Origin of the sequence: Aeromonas sp. QDB25 (assembly GCF_027707725.1) — a bacterium.
Taxonomy (GTDB): domain Bacteria; phylum Pseudomonadota; class Gammaproteobacteria; order Enterobacterales; family Aeromonadaceae; genus Aeromonas; species Aeromonas caviae.
In genome coordinates this window covers 1-13,615 of the sequence record NZ_JAPCIZ010000009.1, presented here as the reverse complement: position 1 = coordinate 13,615, position 13,615 = coordinate 1, and the positions used below count along the sequence as shown (strand labels likewise).

The 13,615-nt window shown below is 62.3% G+C and carries 12 protein-coding genes; 9 read left to right on the top strand and 3 right to left on the bottom strand.

The window, feature by feature from the left end:
• Positions 1–191: 191 nt before the first annotated feature.
• From PG883_RS04855 to PG883_RS04840, 4 genes are all read left to right on the top strand, one after another.
• Positions 192–1,718 (top strand): Re/Si-specific NAD(P)(+) transhydrogenase subunit alpha, encoded by a 1,527-nt coding sequence (locus PG883_RS04855; RefSeq protein WP_010675996.1) that lies wholly within the window; start codon positions 192–194, stop codon positions 1,716–1,718.
• Between the two features lie 11 nt (positions 1,719–1,729).
• A complete protein-coding gene (pntB, locus tag PG883_RS04850; RefSeq protein WP_010675995.1) occupies positions 1,730–3,214 on the top strand; it encodes a Re/Si-specific NAD(P)(+) transhydrogenase subunit beta in 1,485 nt (494 codons plus the stop codon).
• Positions 3,215–3,541: 327 nt separating this feature from the next.
• Positions 3,542–4,213 (top strand): helix-turn-helix transcriptional regulator, encoded by a 672-nt coding sequence (locus PG883_RS04845; RefSeq protein WP_041211936.1) that lies wholly within the window; start codon positions 3,542–3,544, stop codon positions 4,211–4,213.
• 26 nt (positions 4,214–4,239) lie between these two features.
• The gene (locus PG883_RS04840; protein WP_052816202.1) at positions 4,240–5,547 is read left to right on the top strand and encodes an L-cysteine desulfidase family protein; all 1,308 of its coding nucleotides are present in this window, start codon (positions 4,240–4,242) and stop codon (positions 5,545–5,547) included.
• Positions 5,548–5,619: 72 nt separating this feature from the next.
• Here PG883_RS04840 and PG883_RS04835 read toward each other — a convergent pair whose 3' ends face one another.
• A complete protein-coding gene (locus PG883_RS04835; protein ID WP_029314864.1) occupies positions 5,620–6,375 on the bottom strand; it encodes an outer membrane protein assembly factor BamD in 756 nt (251 codons plus the stop codon).
• Positions 6,376–6,491: 116 nt separating this feature from the next.
• Between PG883_RS04835 and rluD the strand changes: the two genes are divergently transcribed.
• From rluD to clpB, 3 genes are all read left to right on the top strand, one after another.
• A complete protein-coding gene (gene rluD, locus PG883_RS04830; RefSeq protein ID WP_010675991.1) occupies positions 6,492–7,472 on the top strand; it encodes a 23S rRNA pseudouridine(1911/1915/1917) synthase RluD in 981 nt (326 codons plus the stop codon).
• A 119-nt stretch (positions 7,473–7,591) separates the two neighbouring features.
• The gene (gene pgeF, locus PG883_RS04825; protein WP_270807006.1) at positions 7,592–8,329 is read left to right on the top strand and encodes a peptidoglycan editing factor PgeF; all 738 of its coding nucleotides are present in this window, start codon (positions 7,592–7,594) and stop codon (positions 8,327–8,329) included.
• A gap of 243 nt (positions 8,330–8,572) precedes the next feature.
• Positions 8,573–11,146 (top strand): ATP-dependent chaperone ClpB, encoded by a 2,574-nt coding sequence (gene clpB / locus PG883_RS04820; RefSeq protein WP_270807005.1) that lies wholly within the window; start codon positions 8,573–8,575, stop codon positions 11,144–11,146.
• Positions 11,147–11,240: 94 nt separating this feature from the next.
• Here the strand turns inward: clpB and PG883_RS04815 are convergent, their stop codons facing one another.
• Positions 11,241–12,146, bottom strand: a complete 906-nt coding sequence (locus PG883_RS04815) for a LysR substrate-binding domain-containing protein (protein ID WP_270807004.1) — start codon at positions 12,144–12,146, stop codon at positions 11,241–11,243.
• Between the two features lie 172 nt (positions 12,147–12,318).
• On the opposite strand from PG883_RS04815, the gene PG883_RS04810 reads away from it, so the two are divergent.
• Together PG883_RS04810 and PG883_RS04805 are read left to right on the top strand one after the other, a co-directional pair.
• Complete coding sequence (locus PG883_RS04810; RefSeq protein ID WP_134997199.1) at positions 12,319–12,945, top strand: LysE family translocator; 627 nt, start codon at positions 12,319–12,321, stop codon at positions 12,943–12,945.
• A 26-nt stretch (positions 12,946–12,971) separates the two neighbouring features.
• The gene (locus PG883_RS04805) at positions 12,972–13,478 is read left to right on the top strand and encodes a DUF1543 domain-containing protein (protein ID WP_134997198.1); all 507 of its coding nucleotides are present in this window, start codon (positions 12,972–12,974) and stop codon (positions 13,476–13,478) included.
• Between the two features lie 34 nt (positions 13,479–13,512).
• Here PG883_RS04805 and PG883_RS04800 read toward each other — a convergent pair.
• Positions 13,513–13,615 (bottom strand): transposase (locus PG883_RS04800; protein WP_164882044.1); only part of this gene is annotated, 103 nt, incomplete at its 5' end.

The following is a 13,615-nucleotide window of genomic DNA, read 5'->3' as shown; positions in this document are numbered from 1 at the left end:
AATAAAACTCCAAAATTTGATACTAATCACCCTCGCGCCTGAAAAGCGGGGGCCTGACCGTGACAGGAGGTCGAGGTGAAGCCTGCTGATTTTCATAACAAAGGGCCCGTGACCTGCACTTTGATCATGCCTTGTCCCCTCAGACATGAGAGACTTGGCGATGATTGTTTATTAACCATCAGGGAATAGTCATGCAGATTGGAATACCGAGAGAGAGTCTCGCCGGTGAGACCCGGGTCGCAGCGACCCCGGCCACTGTCGAGCAGCTGAAAAAGCTCGGCTTCGAGGTTGCCATCGAGGCCGGTGCCGGCCTGCGAGCCAGCTTCGATGATGCCGCCTTCGAGGCTGCCGGTGCCAGCGTGGTACCGAACGTCTGGCAAGCCGACCTTGTCTTCAAGGTCAACGCGCCGACCGAGGCCGAAATCGCACAAATTAAGGATGGTGCCACCCTGGTGAGCTTCATCTGGCCCGCCCAGAACCCCGAGCTGGTCAAGAAGCTTTCCGAGCGCAACATCAATGTGATGGCGATGGACATGGTGCCGCGGATCTCCCGTGCCCAGTCCCTCGACGCCCTCTCTTCCATGGCCAACATCGGTGGCTATCGCGCCGTCGTGGAAGCCGCGCACCAGTTCGGTCGCTTCTTCACCGGCCAGATCACCGCCGCCGGTAAAGTACCGCCCGCCAAGGTGCTGGTCATCGGTGCCGGTGTGGCCGGTCTGGCCGCCATCGGGACCGCCGGTTCCCTCGGTGCCATCGTGCGTGCCTTCGATACCCGTCTGGAAGTGGCCGAGCAGATCGAGTCCATGGGTGGGGAATTCCTCAAGCTGGACTTCGGCGGCGAAGATGGCGCTTCCAGCGACGGTTACGCCAAGGTGATGAGCGAAGAGTTCATCAAGGCCGAGATGGAGCTGTTCGCCCAGCAGGCCAAGGAAGTGGACATCATCATCACTACTGCCCTGATCCCGGGCAAACCGGCACCCAAGCTCATCACCAAGGAAATGGTGGACAGCATGAAGCCGGGCTCCGTCATCGTGGACATGGCGGCCCAGGCCGGCGGCAACTGCGAATACACGGTACCGGGTGAACTGCATGTCACTGACAACGGCGTCAAGGTGATCGGTTACACCGATCTGCCGGGCCGCCTGCCCGCCCAATCCTCCCAGCTCTACGGCACCAACCTGGTGAACCTGATGAAGCTGATGTGCAAGGAGAAGGACGGCAACGTCGCCATCGACTTCGAAGACGTGGTGCAGCGCAACATGACGGTGGTCCAGGCCGGTGAAGTGACCTTCCCGCCCCCCGCCATCTCCGTCTCTGCCGCCCCGCAGAAACCCGCTGCCGCCAAACCGGCCGCCAAGAAGGAAGAGGCCAAGCCCTCCAACAAGAAGTTCGTGTTCGGTGCCCTCGGCATCGCCGCCTTCGGTTGGGTGGCCGCCGTGGCGCCTGCCGCCTTCCTCTCCCACTTCACCGTCTTCATCCTGGCCTGCGTGGTCGGTTACTACGTGGTGTGGAACGTCTCTCACGCCCTGCACACGCCGCTGATGTCGGTCACCAATGCCATCTCCGGCATCATCGTGGTCGGTGCGCTGTTGCAGATTGGACAAGGGTCGACCCTGGTCACCGTGCTGGCCTTTGTCGCCGTGCTGATTGCCAGTATCAACATCTTCGGTGGCTTCACCGTCACTCAGCGCATGCTGAAGATGTTCCGTAAGGATTAAGGGGGTTTAACGTGTCTCAAGGACTGGTAACAGCATCCTATATCGTTGCCGCCGTGCTCTTCATCCTCAGTCTCGCGGGACTGTCGAAGCAAGAAACGGCCAAGCATGGCAACCTGTTCGGTATCGCGGGGATGGCCATCGCCCTGCTCGCCACCGTCTTCAACCCGGAAACCAGTGGCGTCCACTGGATCATCCTGGCCATGGCCATCGGTGGCGCCATCGGCGTGCGTCTGGCCCTCAAGGTCGAGATGACCGAGATGCCCGAGCTGGTGGCCGTGCTGCACAGCTTCGTGGGCATGGCAGCGGTGCTGGTGGGCTTCAACAGCTTCATCGATCTGCACCCCTCCGCCCCCGCTGAAGTGGTGGTCTCCGTCGGTTCCAACCTGGATGCGACCCTGGCAGCCGCCCGGGCGGCGTTCGAGCAGGCGGCAAGCGTCGCCCAGGTCGAGCACCTCTCCGGCGCCATGCTGAACATCCACCTGGTGGAAGTGTTTCTGGGCGTCTTCATCGGTGCCGTGACCTTCACCGGTTCCGTGGTGGCGTTCGGCAAGCTGCGTGGCCTCATCTCTTCCAAGCCGCTGATGCTGCCGCACCGCCACAAGCTGAACCTGCTGGCCGTGGTGGTCTCCATCGCGCTGATGATCCACTTCGTCAACGCCGGTGGCTCCACCTTCGCCCTGCTGGTGATGACCCTGATCGCCTTCGCCTTCGGCTGGCACCTGGTCGCCTCCATCGGTGGTGCGGACATGCCGGTGGTGGTCTCCATGCTGAACTCCTACTCCGGTTGGGCGGCGGCGGCGGCGGGCTTCATGCTTTCCAATGACCTGCTGATCGTCACCGGTGCCCTGGTGGGTTCCTCCGGTGCCATCCTCTCCTACATCATGTGCAAGGCGATGAACCGCTCCTTCATCTCCGTGATCGCAGGAGGCTTTGGCTCCGACGGCGTGGCCTCCACCGCCGAGCAGGAGCTGGGCGAATACCGCGAGACCAACGCCGAAGACGTGGCCGACATGCTGAAAAACGCCAGCTCCGTCATCATCACCCCGGGCTACGGCATGGCGGTGGCGCAGGCCCAGTACCCGGTGGCCGAGATCACCCAGAAGCTGCGTGATCGCGGCGTCAAGGTGCGCTTCGGCATCCACCCGGTGGCCGGTCGTCTGCCTGGTCACATGAACGTGCTGCTGGCGGAAGCGAAAGTCCCCTATGACATCGTGCTGGAAATGGACGAGATCAACGATGACTTCGCCGACACCGACGTGGTGCTGGTGATCGGTGCCAACGACACCGTCAACCCGGCCGCCATGGAAGATCCGGGCAGCCCCATCGCCGGCATGCCGGTGCTGGAAGTGTGGAAGGCGCAGAATGTCATCGGCTTCAAGCGCTCCATGAACACTGGCTACGCCGGTGTCCAGAACCCGCTGTTCTTCAAGGAGAACACCCAGATGCTGTTTGGCGATGCCAAGGCCAGCGTCGAGGCCATCCTGAAGGCGCTGTAAGCGTTGACCGGATGAGACAAAAAGGGGGCTTCGGCCCCCTTTTTCTATGACCAGAGTGGGTGACCGTGGCAGGGAACAGACAGGCGGTGGTGCCTGCCTGTCCGGACTGACTGGCGAGCCCTGGCTCAATTAAAGTTGAGCAAAAGCACCAAAAAACCACCTTGAAGGCCTCTCATGAGGCCTTTTTGTCATTTCAGTCGTGATTTTGCTCACATTTTGTGGTGTTGTCTCACCAGTCGGGCATAATGCCCGCGCAAAAAGCGGATTTGCTCAATTTTATTTGAGTCCGCTTCGAATATCCTTACCCAACGTTGACCGGATGACCCCATGACCGAGGTAGCCCCCTTGCGCGACGCCAGCACACTGACCGATGAAGAGCGCCATCTGATCGCCAGCTTCGAGCCTGCGGTGGCGGCGCTGTCCGCCCTGTTTGGCCCGGGTTGCGAGGTGGTGCTGCACGCCTTTGACAGCCTGCACGCCTCCGTCATCAAGATTGCCAACGGCCACATTACCGGCCGCCAGGAGGGAGCGCCGGTCACCGACTTCGCGCTCGACAAGTTGCACAGTGCCGCCGGCAGCCAGTGGAGCAGCTATTTCTCCCGCACCCGGGAGGGCTCCCTGCTGAAGTCTTCGTCCATCACCATCAGCAACCGCGAGGGCAAACCCATCGGTATGCTGTGCGTGAATTTCAGCCTGGACACGCCCCTTGGCAGCCTGCTCGACACCTTTGCCCCGCCCGCAGTGCCCCCTGCCCACGGCACCGAGACCTTCGCCAGCTCGGTGGATGATCTGGTGGCGCAGGTGATCGCCAAGGTGGACAGGGATCCCGGGCTGGGCAGCAGCGTGCGCAACAAGGCGATCGTGCACCGGCTCTACGACATGGGCATCTTCGAGATCAAGGATGCAGCCCAACTGGTGGCCGAGCTGCTCGGCATCTCCCGCCATACCGTTTACCTGCATATCCGCAATCACAAGGCGGAACTGGCCGAACAACAATGACGAGCCCGCACGCGGGCGTCATGAACATGAGACACATCGCAATGAACGCACAATGGACCGACTTTATTACCCTGCTCAAGCGTGAAGTGGTGCCGGCCCTCGGCTGCACCGAGCCCATGTCGGTCGCCCTGGCGGCGGCCAACTGCCGCAAGCTGCTGGGCCAGGTACCGACCCGCACCCGCGTCTGGGTCAGCGGCAATCTGTTCAAGAACGGCATGGGGGTCGGTGTGCCCGGCACCGGCATGATCGGCCTGCCGGTGGCCGCCGCCGTCGGCATCACCGGTGGCAACCCGGATGCCGGGCTGGAGGTGCTCAAGAGCCTCACGCCGGATCAGGTCGAGGCGGCCAAGGGGCTGCTGCCCACCATAGAGGTGGATGTGAAGGATGTGCCCGACGTGCTCTACGCCGAGGTGCTGGCCGAAGTGGAGGGGCACAGCGCCCGGGTGGTGATCTGTACCGACCACACCCGCATCGTGCTGATGGAGAAGGATGGCGAGGTGCTGATGGTGCAGGACAGCGCCCCCGGGGTGCAGATCCAGCCAGCCAAGGCCGACAAGCCCACCATGACCCTGAAGGAGATCGTGGCCTTCGCCCTGGAGGTGCCGCTGGTCGAGATCGACTTCATCCGCGAGGCGGCCACCATGAACCAGGCGCTGGCGGACGAAGGGCTGCAGGGCTATGGCCTGCGCATCGGCAAGATCCTCACCGATCAGGTGGAGCGCAAGCTGCTTTCCGACGATCTGATGACCCTGGCCATGCGCCTGTCGTCTGCCGCCTCCGATGCGCGGATGGATGGCGCCATGCTGCCCGCCATGTCCAACTCCGGTTCCGGCAACCAGGGCATTGCCGCCACCATGCCGGTGGTCGCCGCCGCCCGCTTCCTCAAGGCCGATGACGAGCAGCTGGCCCGTGCCCTGGTGATGAGCCACCTGGTGGCCATCTACATCAAGGCCTACCAGAACAAGCTCTCCGCCCTGTGTGCCGCCAGTACCGCCGCCATGGGATCGGGGGCCGCCATCACCTGGCTGCTGGGGGGCCAGTTCGAGCAGATCAGCCACTGCATCAACAACATGATTGGGGATGTTTCCGGCATCATCTGCGACGGCGCCGGCAGCGCCTGCTCCATGAAGGTCTCCACCTCCACCTCGGCGGCGGTGAAATCCTCGCTGATGGCCATCAACAACCTGCGCGTGCCCCAGAGCGAGGGGATCGTCTCGGACGATGTGGACCAGACCATCGCCAACCTGGGTCGCCTCTCCAGGGAGGGGATGCTGGATACCGACATCGAGATCATCAACATCATGCGGGCCAAGCAGCAGGGTAAGCACCAGTGACCCCGGAGTGCCGCCGTCGGCCATAAAAAAACCGGAGCCAGTGGCTCCGGTTCTTCATTGTTCGTTCGCTACTCAGCCGCGACCGAGACGGTTGTCCGGGTAGTTCTTGGCCAGCACTTCGCGGGCATGCTGGGCCAGGGTCGGCATCTTCAGGGTGTCATAGGCGTTGACCATGATTTCCAGTGCCTTCTCGGTTTCCATCGTGTCGGGATAGGTCTCGACGATCAGCTTGGCGCGGTTGGCGGCGGCGATCAGGGCGTCACGCTTGACGTAGTACTCGGCTACCCCCAGGTCATAGCGGGCAAGACGGTTCTTCAGGCCGATCATGCGGGCACGGGCATCGGCTGCATAGCTGCTGTTGGGGTAGTTCTGCAGCAGGGTCTTGAAGTCCTGGAAGGCCTGACGGGCGTAGGAGGGGTCCTTGTCATCCCGATTGATGCCGAGGAAATCCTGGAAGAAGTTGTAATCCGCCGCCATGTTGGTCAGGCCGCGCATATAGAAGACGTAATCGATGTTCTTGTGCGCCGGGTTCAGGCGGATAAAACGGTCGATGTTGGCGATCGCCTGGGCGGTATCATCCTGCTTGTAGTAGGCATAGATGAGATCGAGCTGAACCTGGTTGGAGTAGGCACCGAACGGGTAACGAGAGTCCAGCGCTTCCAGCAGTTCGATGGCATTGAGGTAGTTGCCGGTATCCAGTTTGATGCGGGCTTTCTGGTACAGAACTTCCGGCGGTTCGTCGGGAACCTTGGGTTTGGTGCTGGAACAGCCAGTGATCAGGGTAGCGACCAAGGCGAGCGACATCAGCAGGTGAGACTTCTTTCCCATCAACAACATCCGGTCCATTTCCACGAAATTGGCAAAGTATCCGTTATGCTTGGCTAAAAGAAAAGCTAGAATACCCGGATTATTTCGAATTGATACCCCCGCTCAAGAGACCATACATGAGCCAGCATATTGAACTGACAGGCGAATTTCAGGATCACCAATTCGGGCAACGACTCGACCAGGCCCTGGCCGAATTGTTTCCCGACTACTCCCGGACCCGCATCAAGGAGTGGATTTTACAGGACAGAGTGACCCTGGACGGTCAGGTTGCCAATACCCCGCGCGAGAAAGTGGTGGCCGGGCAGCAGGTACATGTGAATGTGGAGCTGGCAGACGACACCCGCTGGGATGCCCAGAACATCGAGCTGAACATCGTTTATGAAGATGAACACATCCTGGTGATCGACAAGCCGGCCGGCCTGGTGGTTCACCCGGGCGCCGGTACGCCGGACGGCACCGTGCTCAACGCCCTGCTGCACCGCTACCCCGGCATCGCCGAGGTCCCCCGTGCCGGTATCGTGCACCGTCTGGACAAAGACACCACGGGGTTGATGGTGGTGGCCAAGACCATTCCCGCCCAGACCCACCTGGTGGAAGCCCTGCAGGCACGCCAGATCACCCGTGAGTACGAGGCGATTGCCATCGGTCACATGACCGCCGGAGGCACCGTCGATGCCCCCATCGGTCGTCACCCGACCCAGCGTACCCACATGGCTGTGGTGCCCAACGGGCGCGAGTCCGTCACCCACTACCGGGTGCACGAGAAGTTCCGTGGTCACACCCGTCTGCGGTTGCGCCTGGAAACCGGCCGTACGCACCAGATCCGTGTCCACATGGCCCACATCAAGCATCCGCTGGTGGGGGATCCCGCCTACGGCGGTCGTCTGCGTCTGCTGCGCAACGCCACCCCCGAACTGACCGAGGCCCTGCGAGGTTTCCACCGTCAGGCGCTGCACGCCACCATGCTGAAGCTGGCGCACCCCATCACGGGTGAAGTGATGGAGTGGCACTCCCCCACGCCGCAGGACATGGTGGCGCTGATGGAAGTGCTGCGGGCGGATACCCTGGCCAATCCGGACGATCTGGTCTGGAACTGATCCCGGGGGCGGCCTTGCGACGATTCCTGCCGTAACCTGCCCTCCATGATCTGATGCGGGGCCCCTTGACTGGTTGCAGCCAAGGGGCCCCGTTTTCATATGAACGAAAGGAGCCACAGATGAACTGGATCGCACCCGACTGGCCCGCACCGGGCAATGTCAGGGCTCTCTCGACCACCCGGGACGGCGGCATCAGCGAAGGGGTCTTTGCTGGTCTGAACCTCGGGGCCCATGTGGGCGATGAACCGGCCAGGGTCGAGGCCAACCGCGCCCGGCTGCAGCAGGTGGCGGGGATCCCCGGCACTCTCAACTGGCTCAACCAGGTACATGGCATCGCCGTCCATCCGGTGAGCGACCGTTATGAGCGCGTACCGGATGCCGATGCCGCCTGTGCTCATGAGGCGGGGCAGGCCTGCATCGTGATGACTGCCGACTGCCTGCCGGTGCTGTTCTGCGATCGGGCAGGCACCGTAGTGGCGGCGGCCCATGCCGGTTGGCGCGGACTGCAGGGGGGTGTATTGGAGGCAAGCATCGCCGCCATGGGCTGCGAGCCTGGCGAGATCCTGGCCTGGCTGGGCCCGGCCATCGGTCCCGCCGCGTTCGAAGTGGGTGGCGAAGTGCGTGAGGCCTTCATGACGGAGCAGGCGGAAGCGGCGACTGCATTCGTGCCATCCCTCAACGAAGGGAAATGGCTGGCGGATATCTACCAGCTGGCCCGACTGCGCCTCGCCCGCGCCGGCGTCACCGCCATCTATGGCGGCGAATACTGCACCTTCAGCGACAGCGAGCGCTTCTACTCCTATCGCCGCGATGGACAGACGGGTCGCATGGCCTCCCTTGTGTGGCTGGAAAAATAGCCGAAGAGGCGCTCGCGAGTGGCCGCAAGCGCCTCCTCACTCTCTGGTGATGGCCCTCCGCGACCATGTGCCGAGCAGGCTCAGGGTGCAGGCTGCCATTGCGAGGTCGTTTTCCCCCGGTCACCACTATTGAGGAAAAAATAAACAGCCACCCCTTGAAATTGCCCTTCAAGACCACATCTTCCTTGTCAGAAAGCGATGTTGTTGCCGCGCATGCGGCGTCTGTCTTGAAGGGGGAGTGCAATGCGCCTCGATCGCCTGACCAGCAAATTCCAGATTGCCATTTCCGATGCCCAGTCTCTTGCACTGGGTCGTGACCACCAATTCATCGAACCCGTCCATCTGATGAGCGCCTTGCTCAATCAGGACGGCGGATCCATTCGTCCTCTGCTCACCTTGACCGGGCTCGACATCAATACCCTGCGCTCGCGCCTCGGCGAGGAGCTGGATCGCCTGCCCCGCGTCAGCGGGGTGGAAGGGGACGTACAGCTCTCCAACGGCCTCGGCCGCCTGCTCAACGTCTGCGACAAGCTGGCCCAGCAGCGCAAGGATCAGTTCATCTCGTCCGAGCTGTTCGTGCTGGCGGCCCTGGATGAAAAGGGGACGCTGGGCGAGCTGCTGCGTGCCCAGGGGCTGACCAAGGAAAAACTCGAGGCAGCCATCGACAAGGTCCGTGGCGGCAAGAAGGTGGAGGATGCCAACGCCGAGGAGAATCGCCAGGCGCTGGAGAAGTACACCATCGATCTCACCGAGCGGGCCGAACTCGGCAAGCTCGACCCGGTGATCGGCCGGGATGACGAGATTCGCCGCACCATCCAGGTGCTGCAACGCCGCACCAAGAACAACCCGGTGCTGATCGGCGCACCCGGCGTCGGCAAGACCGCCATCGTCGAGGGGTTGGCCCAGCGCATCATCAATGGCGAAGTGCCGGAAGGGCTCAAGAACAAGCGGGTGCTGTCGCTCGACATGGGGGCCCTGGTGGCCGGAGCCAAGTATCGCGGCGAGTTCGAGGAGCGGCTCAAGGCGGTTCTGAACGATCTGGCCAAGGAGGAGGGCAGCGTCATCCTCTTCGTGGACGAGCTGCACACCATGGTCGGTGCCGGCAAGGGCGAGGGTGCCATGGATGCGGGCAACATGCTCAAGCCCGCCCTGGCCCGCGGCGAGCTGCACTGCGTCGGGGCCACCACCCTCGATGAGTACAGGCAGTACGTGGAGAAGGATGCCGCGCTGGAGCGCCGTTTCCAGAAGGTGCTGGTGGAGGAGCCCTCGGTGGAGGACACCATCGCCATCCTGCGTGGCCTGAAGGAGCGCTACGAGCTGCACCACCATGTGCAGATCACCGACCCCGCCATCGTCGCGGCGGCCCAGCTCTCCCACCGCTACATCGCGGATCGCCAGCTGCCTGACAAGGCCATCGACCTTATCGACGAGGCGGCGGCCAGCATCCGGCTCCAGATCGACTCCAAGCCGGAATCCCTGGACCGGCTCGAGCGGCGCATCATTCAGCTCAAGCTGGAGCAGCAGGCGCTGATGAAGGAGGGCGATGACGCCAGCCGCAAGCGCCTCGATCTGCTCAATCAGGAGCTGACGGAAAAAGAGCGGGAATACAACGAGCTGGAAGAGGTGTGGAAGGCCGAGAAGGCTGCCCTCGCCGGGACTCAGCACATCAAGGCGGCACTGGAGCAGGCCCGTCAGGATCTCGAGGTGGCGCGCCGCGCAGGGGACTTGGGCCGCATGTCCGAGTTGCAGTACGGCCGCATCCCGGAGCTGGAGAAACAGCTGGATCTCGCCACCCAGGCCGAGATGCAGGAGACCAGCCTGCTGCGCAACCGGGTCACCGACGTGGAGATCGCCGACGTCCTGGCCCGTTGGACCGGCATTCCGGTGGCCCGCATGCTGGAAGGGGAACGGGAGAAGCTGCTGCGGATGGAGGATCAGCTGCACAGCCGGGTGATCGGCCAGGAAGAGGCGGTGGACGCAGTCTCCAACGCCATTCGCCGCTCTCGTGCCGGGCTGTCCGACCCGAACCGCCCCATCGGCTCCTTCCTCTTCCTCGGCCCCACCGGGGTGGGCAAGACCGAGCTGTGCAAGGCGCTGGCGGAGTTCCTGTTCGATACCCAGGACGCCATGGTGCGGATCGACATGTCCGAGTTCATGGAGAAACACAGCGTGGCCCGTCTGGTGGGGGCGCCTCCGGGATACGTGGGGTACGAGGAAGGGGGCTATCTCACCGAGGCGGTGCGCCGTCGCCCCTACTCGGTGATCCTGTTGGACGAGGTGGAGAAGGCGCATCCCGATGTCTTCAACATCCTGTTGCAGGTGCTGGACGATGGCCGCCTGACCGACGGTCAGGGGCGTACCGTGGACTTCCGCAACACGGTCGTCATCATGACCTCCAACCTCGGGTCGGATCTCATCCAGGAGCACCACTCCGAGAAGGATTACGACGAGATGAAGGCCATGTTGATGGAGGTGCTGACCCGCAGCTTCCGGCCGGAATTCATCAACCGGATCGACGAGACCGTGGTGTTCCACCCGCTCGGTGAGGAGCACATCAAGTCCATCGCCCGTATCCAGCTCAAGAGCCTGATGAGCCGTCTGGAGTCCCAGGGCTTCGAGGTGGAGGTGAGCGAGGAGCTGCTGACCAAGCTGGTTCATGCCGGGTTCGATCCCGTCTACGGGGCGCGCCCCCTCAAGCGGGCGATCCAGCAGAAGGTGGAGAACCCGCTGGCCCAGGCCCTGCTCAGCGGTCGGGTCATCCCGGGCAAGACACTGCGGCTGGGGGCCGACAGCAACGGCCTCACCATGACCCAGTAATGGGATTGTCGATGAAAAACGCAGGCCTCGTGCCTGCGTTTTTTTATGGGCGTTCGCAACCCGTCAGGGGGATCCTGTGTCCTGTTGCGGCATGTCACCCGACCCATTCAATGTGCGCCAGCCTGTTGTGTGGCACGGCGTCGGTCAGCCAGCGGCGCAGGCTGTCGATATGCTTGCGCCGGGTGCTGTGTCTGGGCCACACCAGGTAGTATCCATCCGTGGTGGCGACGGCTTGGTGAAAGGGCAGTGCCAGCAGCCCGTTTGCGATGGCCTCCTGGCTCAGCAGCAGATCCCCGACCGAGACGCCGTGGCCGCTGATGGCGGCCATGTTGCCCTGCTCCAGGGTGTCGAACACCTTGCCACTGGCCAGATTGAGCCCTGGCCTGGCGGCGGTTCCCTTGAGCCACCGCCGCCAGTCACGGCGATCCGGCGAGGGGTGGATCAGTTCGCACGCCGCCAAATCCGTGCGGGCGGTTTCCACCAGGGCCGGGGCACAGAGGGGGATCAGCCACTCTTCGAACAGCAGGTGACATTCGGTGTCATCCCCGAAATGGCCGTTCCCCAGCAAGATGGCGCAGTCATAGGGCTCGCGGTGAAAATCGACGCCGTCTATGTCCATCCAGACGCTTGAGGCCAGGATCCTGGGAGTGGGGTGATGTTCACGGAACGTGCCGAGCACATCCAGCAGCCAGCGCATGGTCAGGGTCGAGGGCGCCTTGAGTCGCAGCTCCTGGCCGTTGCGGCGAAAGGTCTGACACGCCATCGCCAGGCTCTGGAACCCCTCCGTCAACTGTTCCGCCAGGGCGCGGCCAGCTTCCGTCACCTCGACCCTGGGGCCATGACGGTGAAAGAGTTCGCACTCGAACCAGGCCTCCAGGGTCTGGACATGGCGACTGACGGCGCCCGGCGTCACGTGCAGGGAGGCTGCCGCCTTGCTGAAGGAGCCGAGCCGGGCCGCGGCTTCAAACGCACGCAGCGCGTAGAGAGGAGGAAGGGTCATCGTTCGATATCAATGTGAGCTTTACTCACATTCAATGGGAGTTTTATCCGTTTTTCAAGGGCTGAGTCCCGTTGAATAATGCAGCCAACCCTTGGGCTGGTTGAGCATGACTCATCATGCCAGTCCTGGCTAAAGGCGGACATGGCGGTATCAACGAAGGAGGAAAGACGGAATGAACATGATGTTGTTGGGGGCCTACACCTTGTCGGTCGTGCTCCTGTTGTTGACTCCGGGGCCCGTCGTGGCACTCGTCACCGGCACGGCGGTTCGTCATGGTTATCGCCAGGCCTGGATGACCCTGCTCGGCACCAATGGGGCCTCCCTGGTGCTGATCCTGATGGCGACCCTGATCCTGGCCGGCGTGATCTCTCTGCCACCCTTGTGGCTCTATCTGCTGGGCGGGGCGGGGTCACTCTATATCGGTTATGCGGCCGTGGGCGGTTTGATGGCAGGGGTGAGCCGGGATACCGGGTCCGGTGCGCCTGTCCTTGCAGGTGGTGGCTTTACGCAGGGCTTCATGACCGGCGTGGCCAATCCCAAGGACATTCTCTTCTTCGTCGCCTTCTTCCCGCAGTTCATCGCGGTGACACCGCACTTTGGCACCAGCATTCTGACTCTCTCCATGGTGTGGATCTTCTTCGATCTGCTGGTGCTGAGTCTCTATGTCCTGCTGGTGAAGCGTTGGATGCCGACCCGGCACAGCCAGCATATCGCATTGATTTCATCTTTGTTTTTGCTCGCAGTTTCACTGTTCGGGGTTCTGTACAATGGGGTGAAAGTCACCCTGATGCTGGCGTGACCAGGGGTGAGACAAGGGAGTCAGACATGTTTCTATTCGTGTTCTATCTGGGCGGCAACGCCGGCAAATCCAATATCGAGGTCCACGACATCCAGTTTGTGGCGGCGCAGACCCCCGAGGGGGCCTGGCCTGCACTGCGGGAGGCCTGGTTCGGCGATCCCGACAAGGTGCATATCGACGGTTACGCCAGGCTGCTCTGGGCGGATGGCTATTCGGTGCATCTGCGGGAGACGCCTCCTGAAAAAGAGGCTCCCCGCCTCTACTTTGTGAACATGGGTGGCTATCACCCAGACTCCCTCGCGGAGCTGCATGCCTTCGATTTCTTTGTGGCAAAGGATGCAAAGGAAGCAAAAGCCAGGGGGCTCGCATCCTTGCTAAAGGGGATCAGGCACCAGCACAAGGACAACCTGAAAGAGGTGGACGACTGCCTGCTGCTGGAGACGGTGAGCGGTCTGTACGTGCACCTTGTTCCCGACTCCGAAGGGAGCCCCTTCAGGCCGCAATGGCAGGGATATCAGCCCATCGGCCGCTGAGTGTGACGGTTGCAGGTGGGAGATAAAAAAAGGTTCATCGCGGCTTTCCGGGGAAGGCCGCCTTGATTTTCAGAAAAAAGTATTCTGAGTCCCTAAATCCATATGCCATGCGCTTTATCACTTTGATCTTGTTGTTC

Coding starts and splice junctions, on each gene's coding strand:
- PG883_RS04845 (WP_041211936.1), top strand. CDS start 3,542: ATGACCGAGGTAGCCCCCTTGCGCGACGCCAGCACACTGACCGATGAA.
- PG883_RS04840 (WP_052816202.1), top strand. CDS start 4,240: ATGAGACACATCGCAATGAACGCACAATGGACCGACTTTATTACCCTG.
- pgeF (WP_270807006.1), top strand. CDS start 7,592: ATGAACTGGATCGCACCCGACTGGCCCGCACCGGGCAATGTCAGGGCT.
- PG883_RS04810 (WP_134997199.1), top strand. CDS start 12,319: ATGAACATGATGTTGTTGGGGGCCTACACCTTGTCGGTCGTGCTCCTG.
- PG883_RS04835 (WP_029314864.1), bottom strand. CDS start 6,375: ATGGGAAAGAAGTCTCACCTGCTGATGTCGCTCGCCTTGGTCGCTACC.
- rluD (WP_010675991.1), top strand. CDS start 6,492: ATGAGCCAGCATATTGAACTGACAGGCGAATTTCAGGATCACCAATTC.
- PG883_RS04815 (WP_270807004.1), bottom strand. CDS start 12,146: ATGACCCTTCCTCCTCTCTACGCGCTGCGTGCGTTTGAAGCCGCGGCC.
- PG883_RS04805 (WP_134997198.1), top strand. CDS start 12,972: ATGTTTCTATTCGTGTTCTATCTGGGCGGCAACGCCGGCAAATCCAAT.
- clpB (WP_270807005.1), top strand. CDS start 8,573: ATGCGCCTCGATCGCCTGACCAGCAAATTCCAGATTGCCATTTCCGAT.
- PG883_RS04855 (WP_010675996.1), top strand. CDS start 192: ATGCAGATTGGAATACCGAGAGAGAGTCTCGCCGGTGAGACCCGGGTC.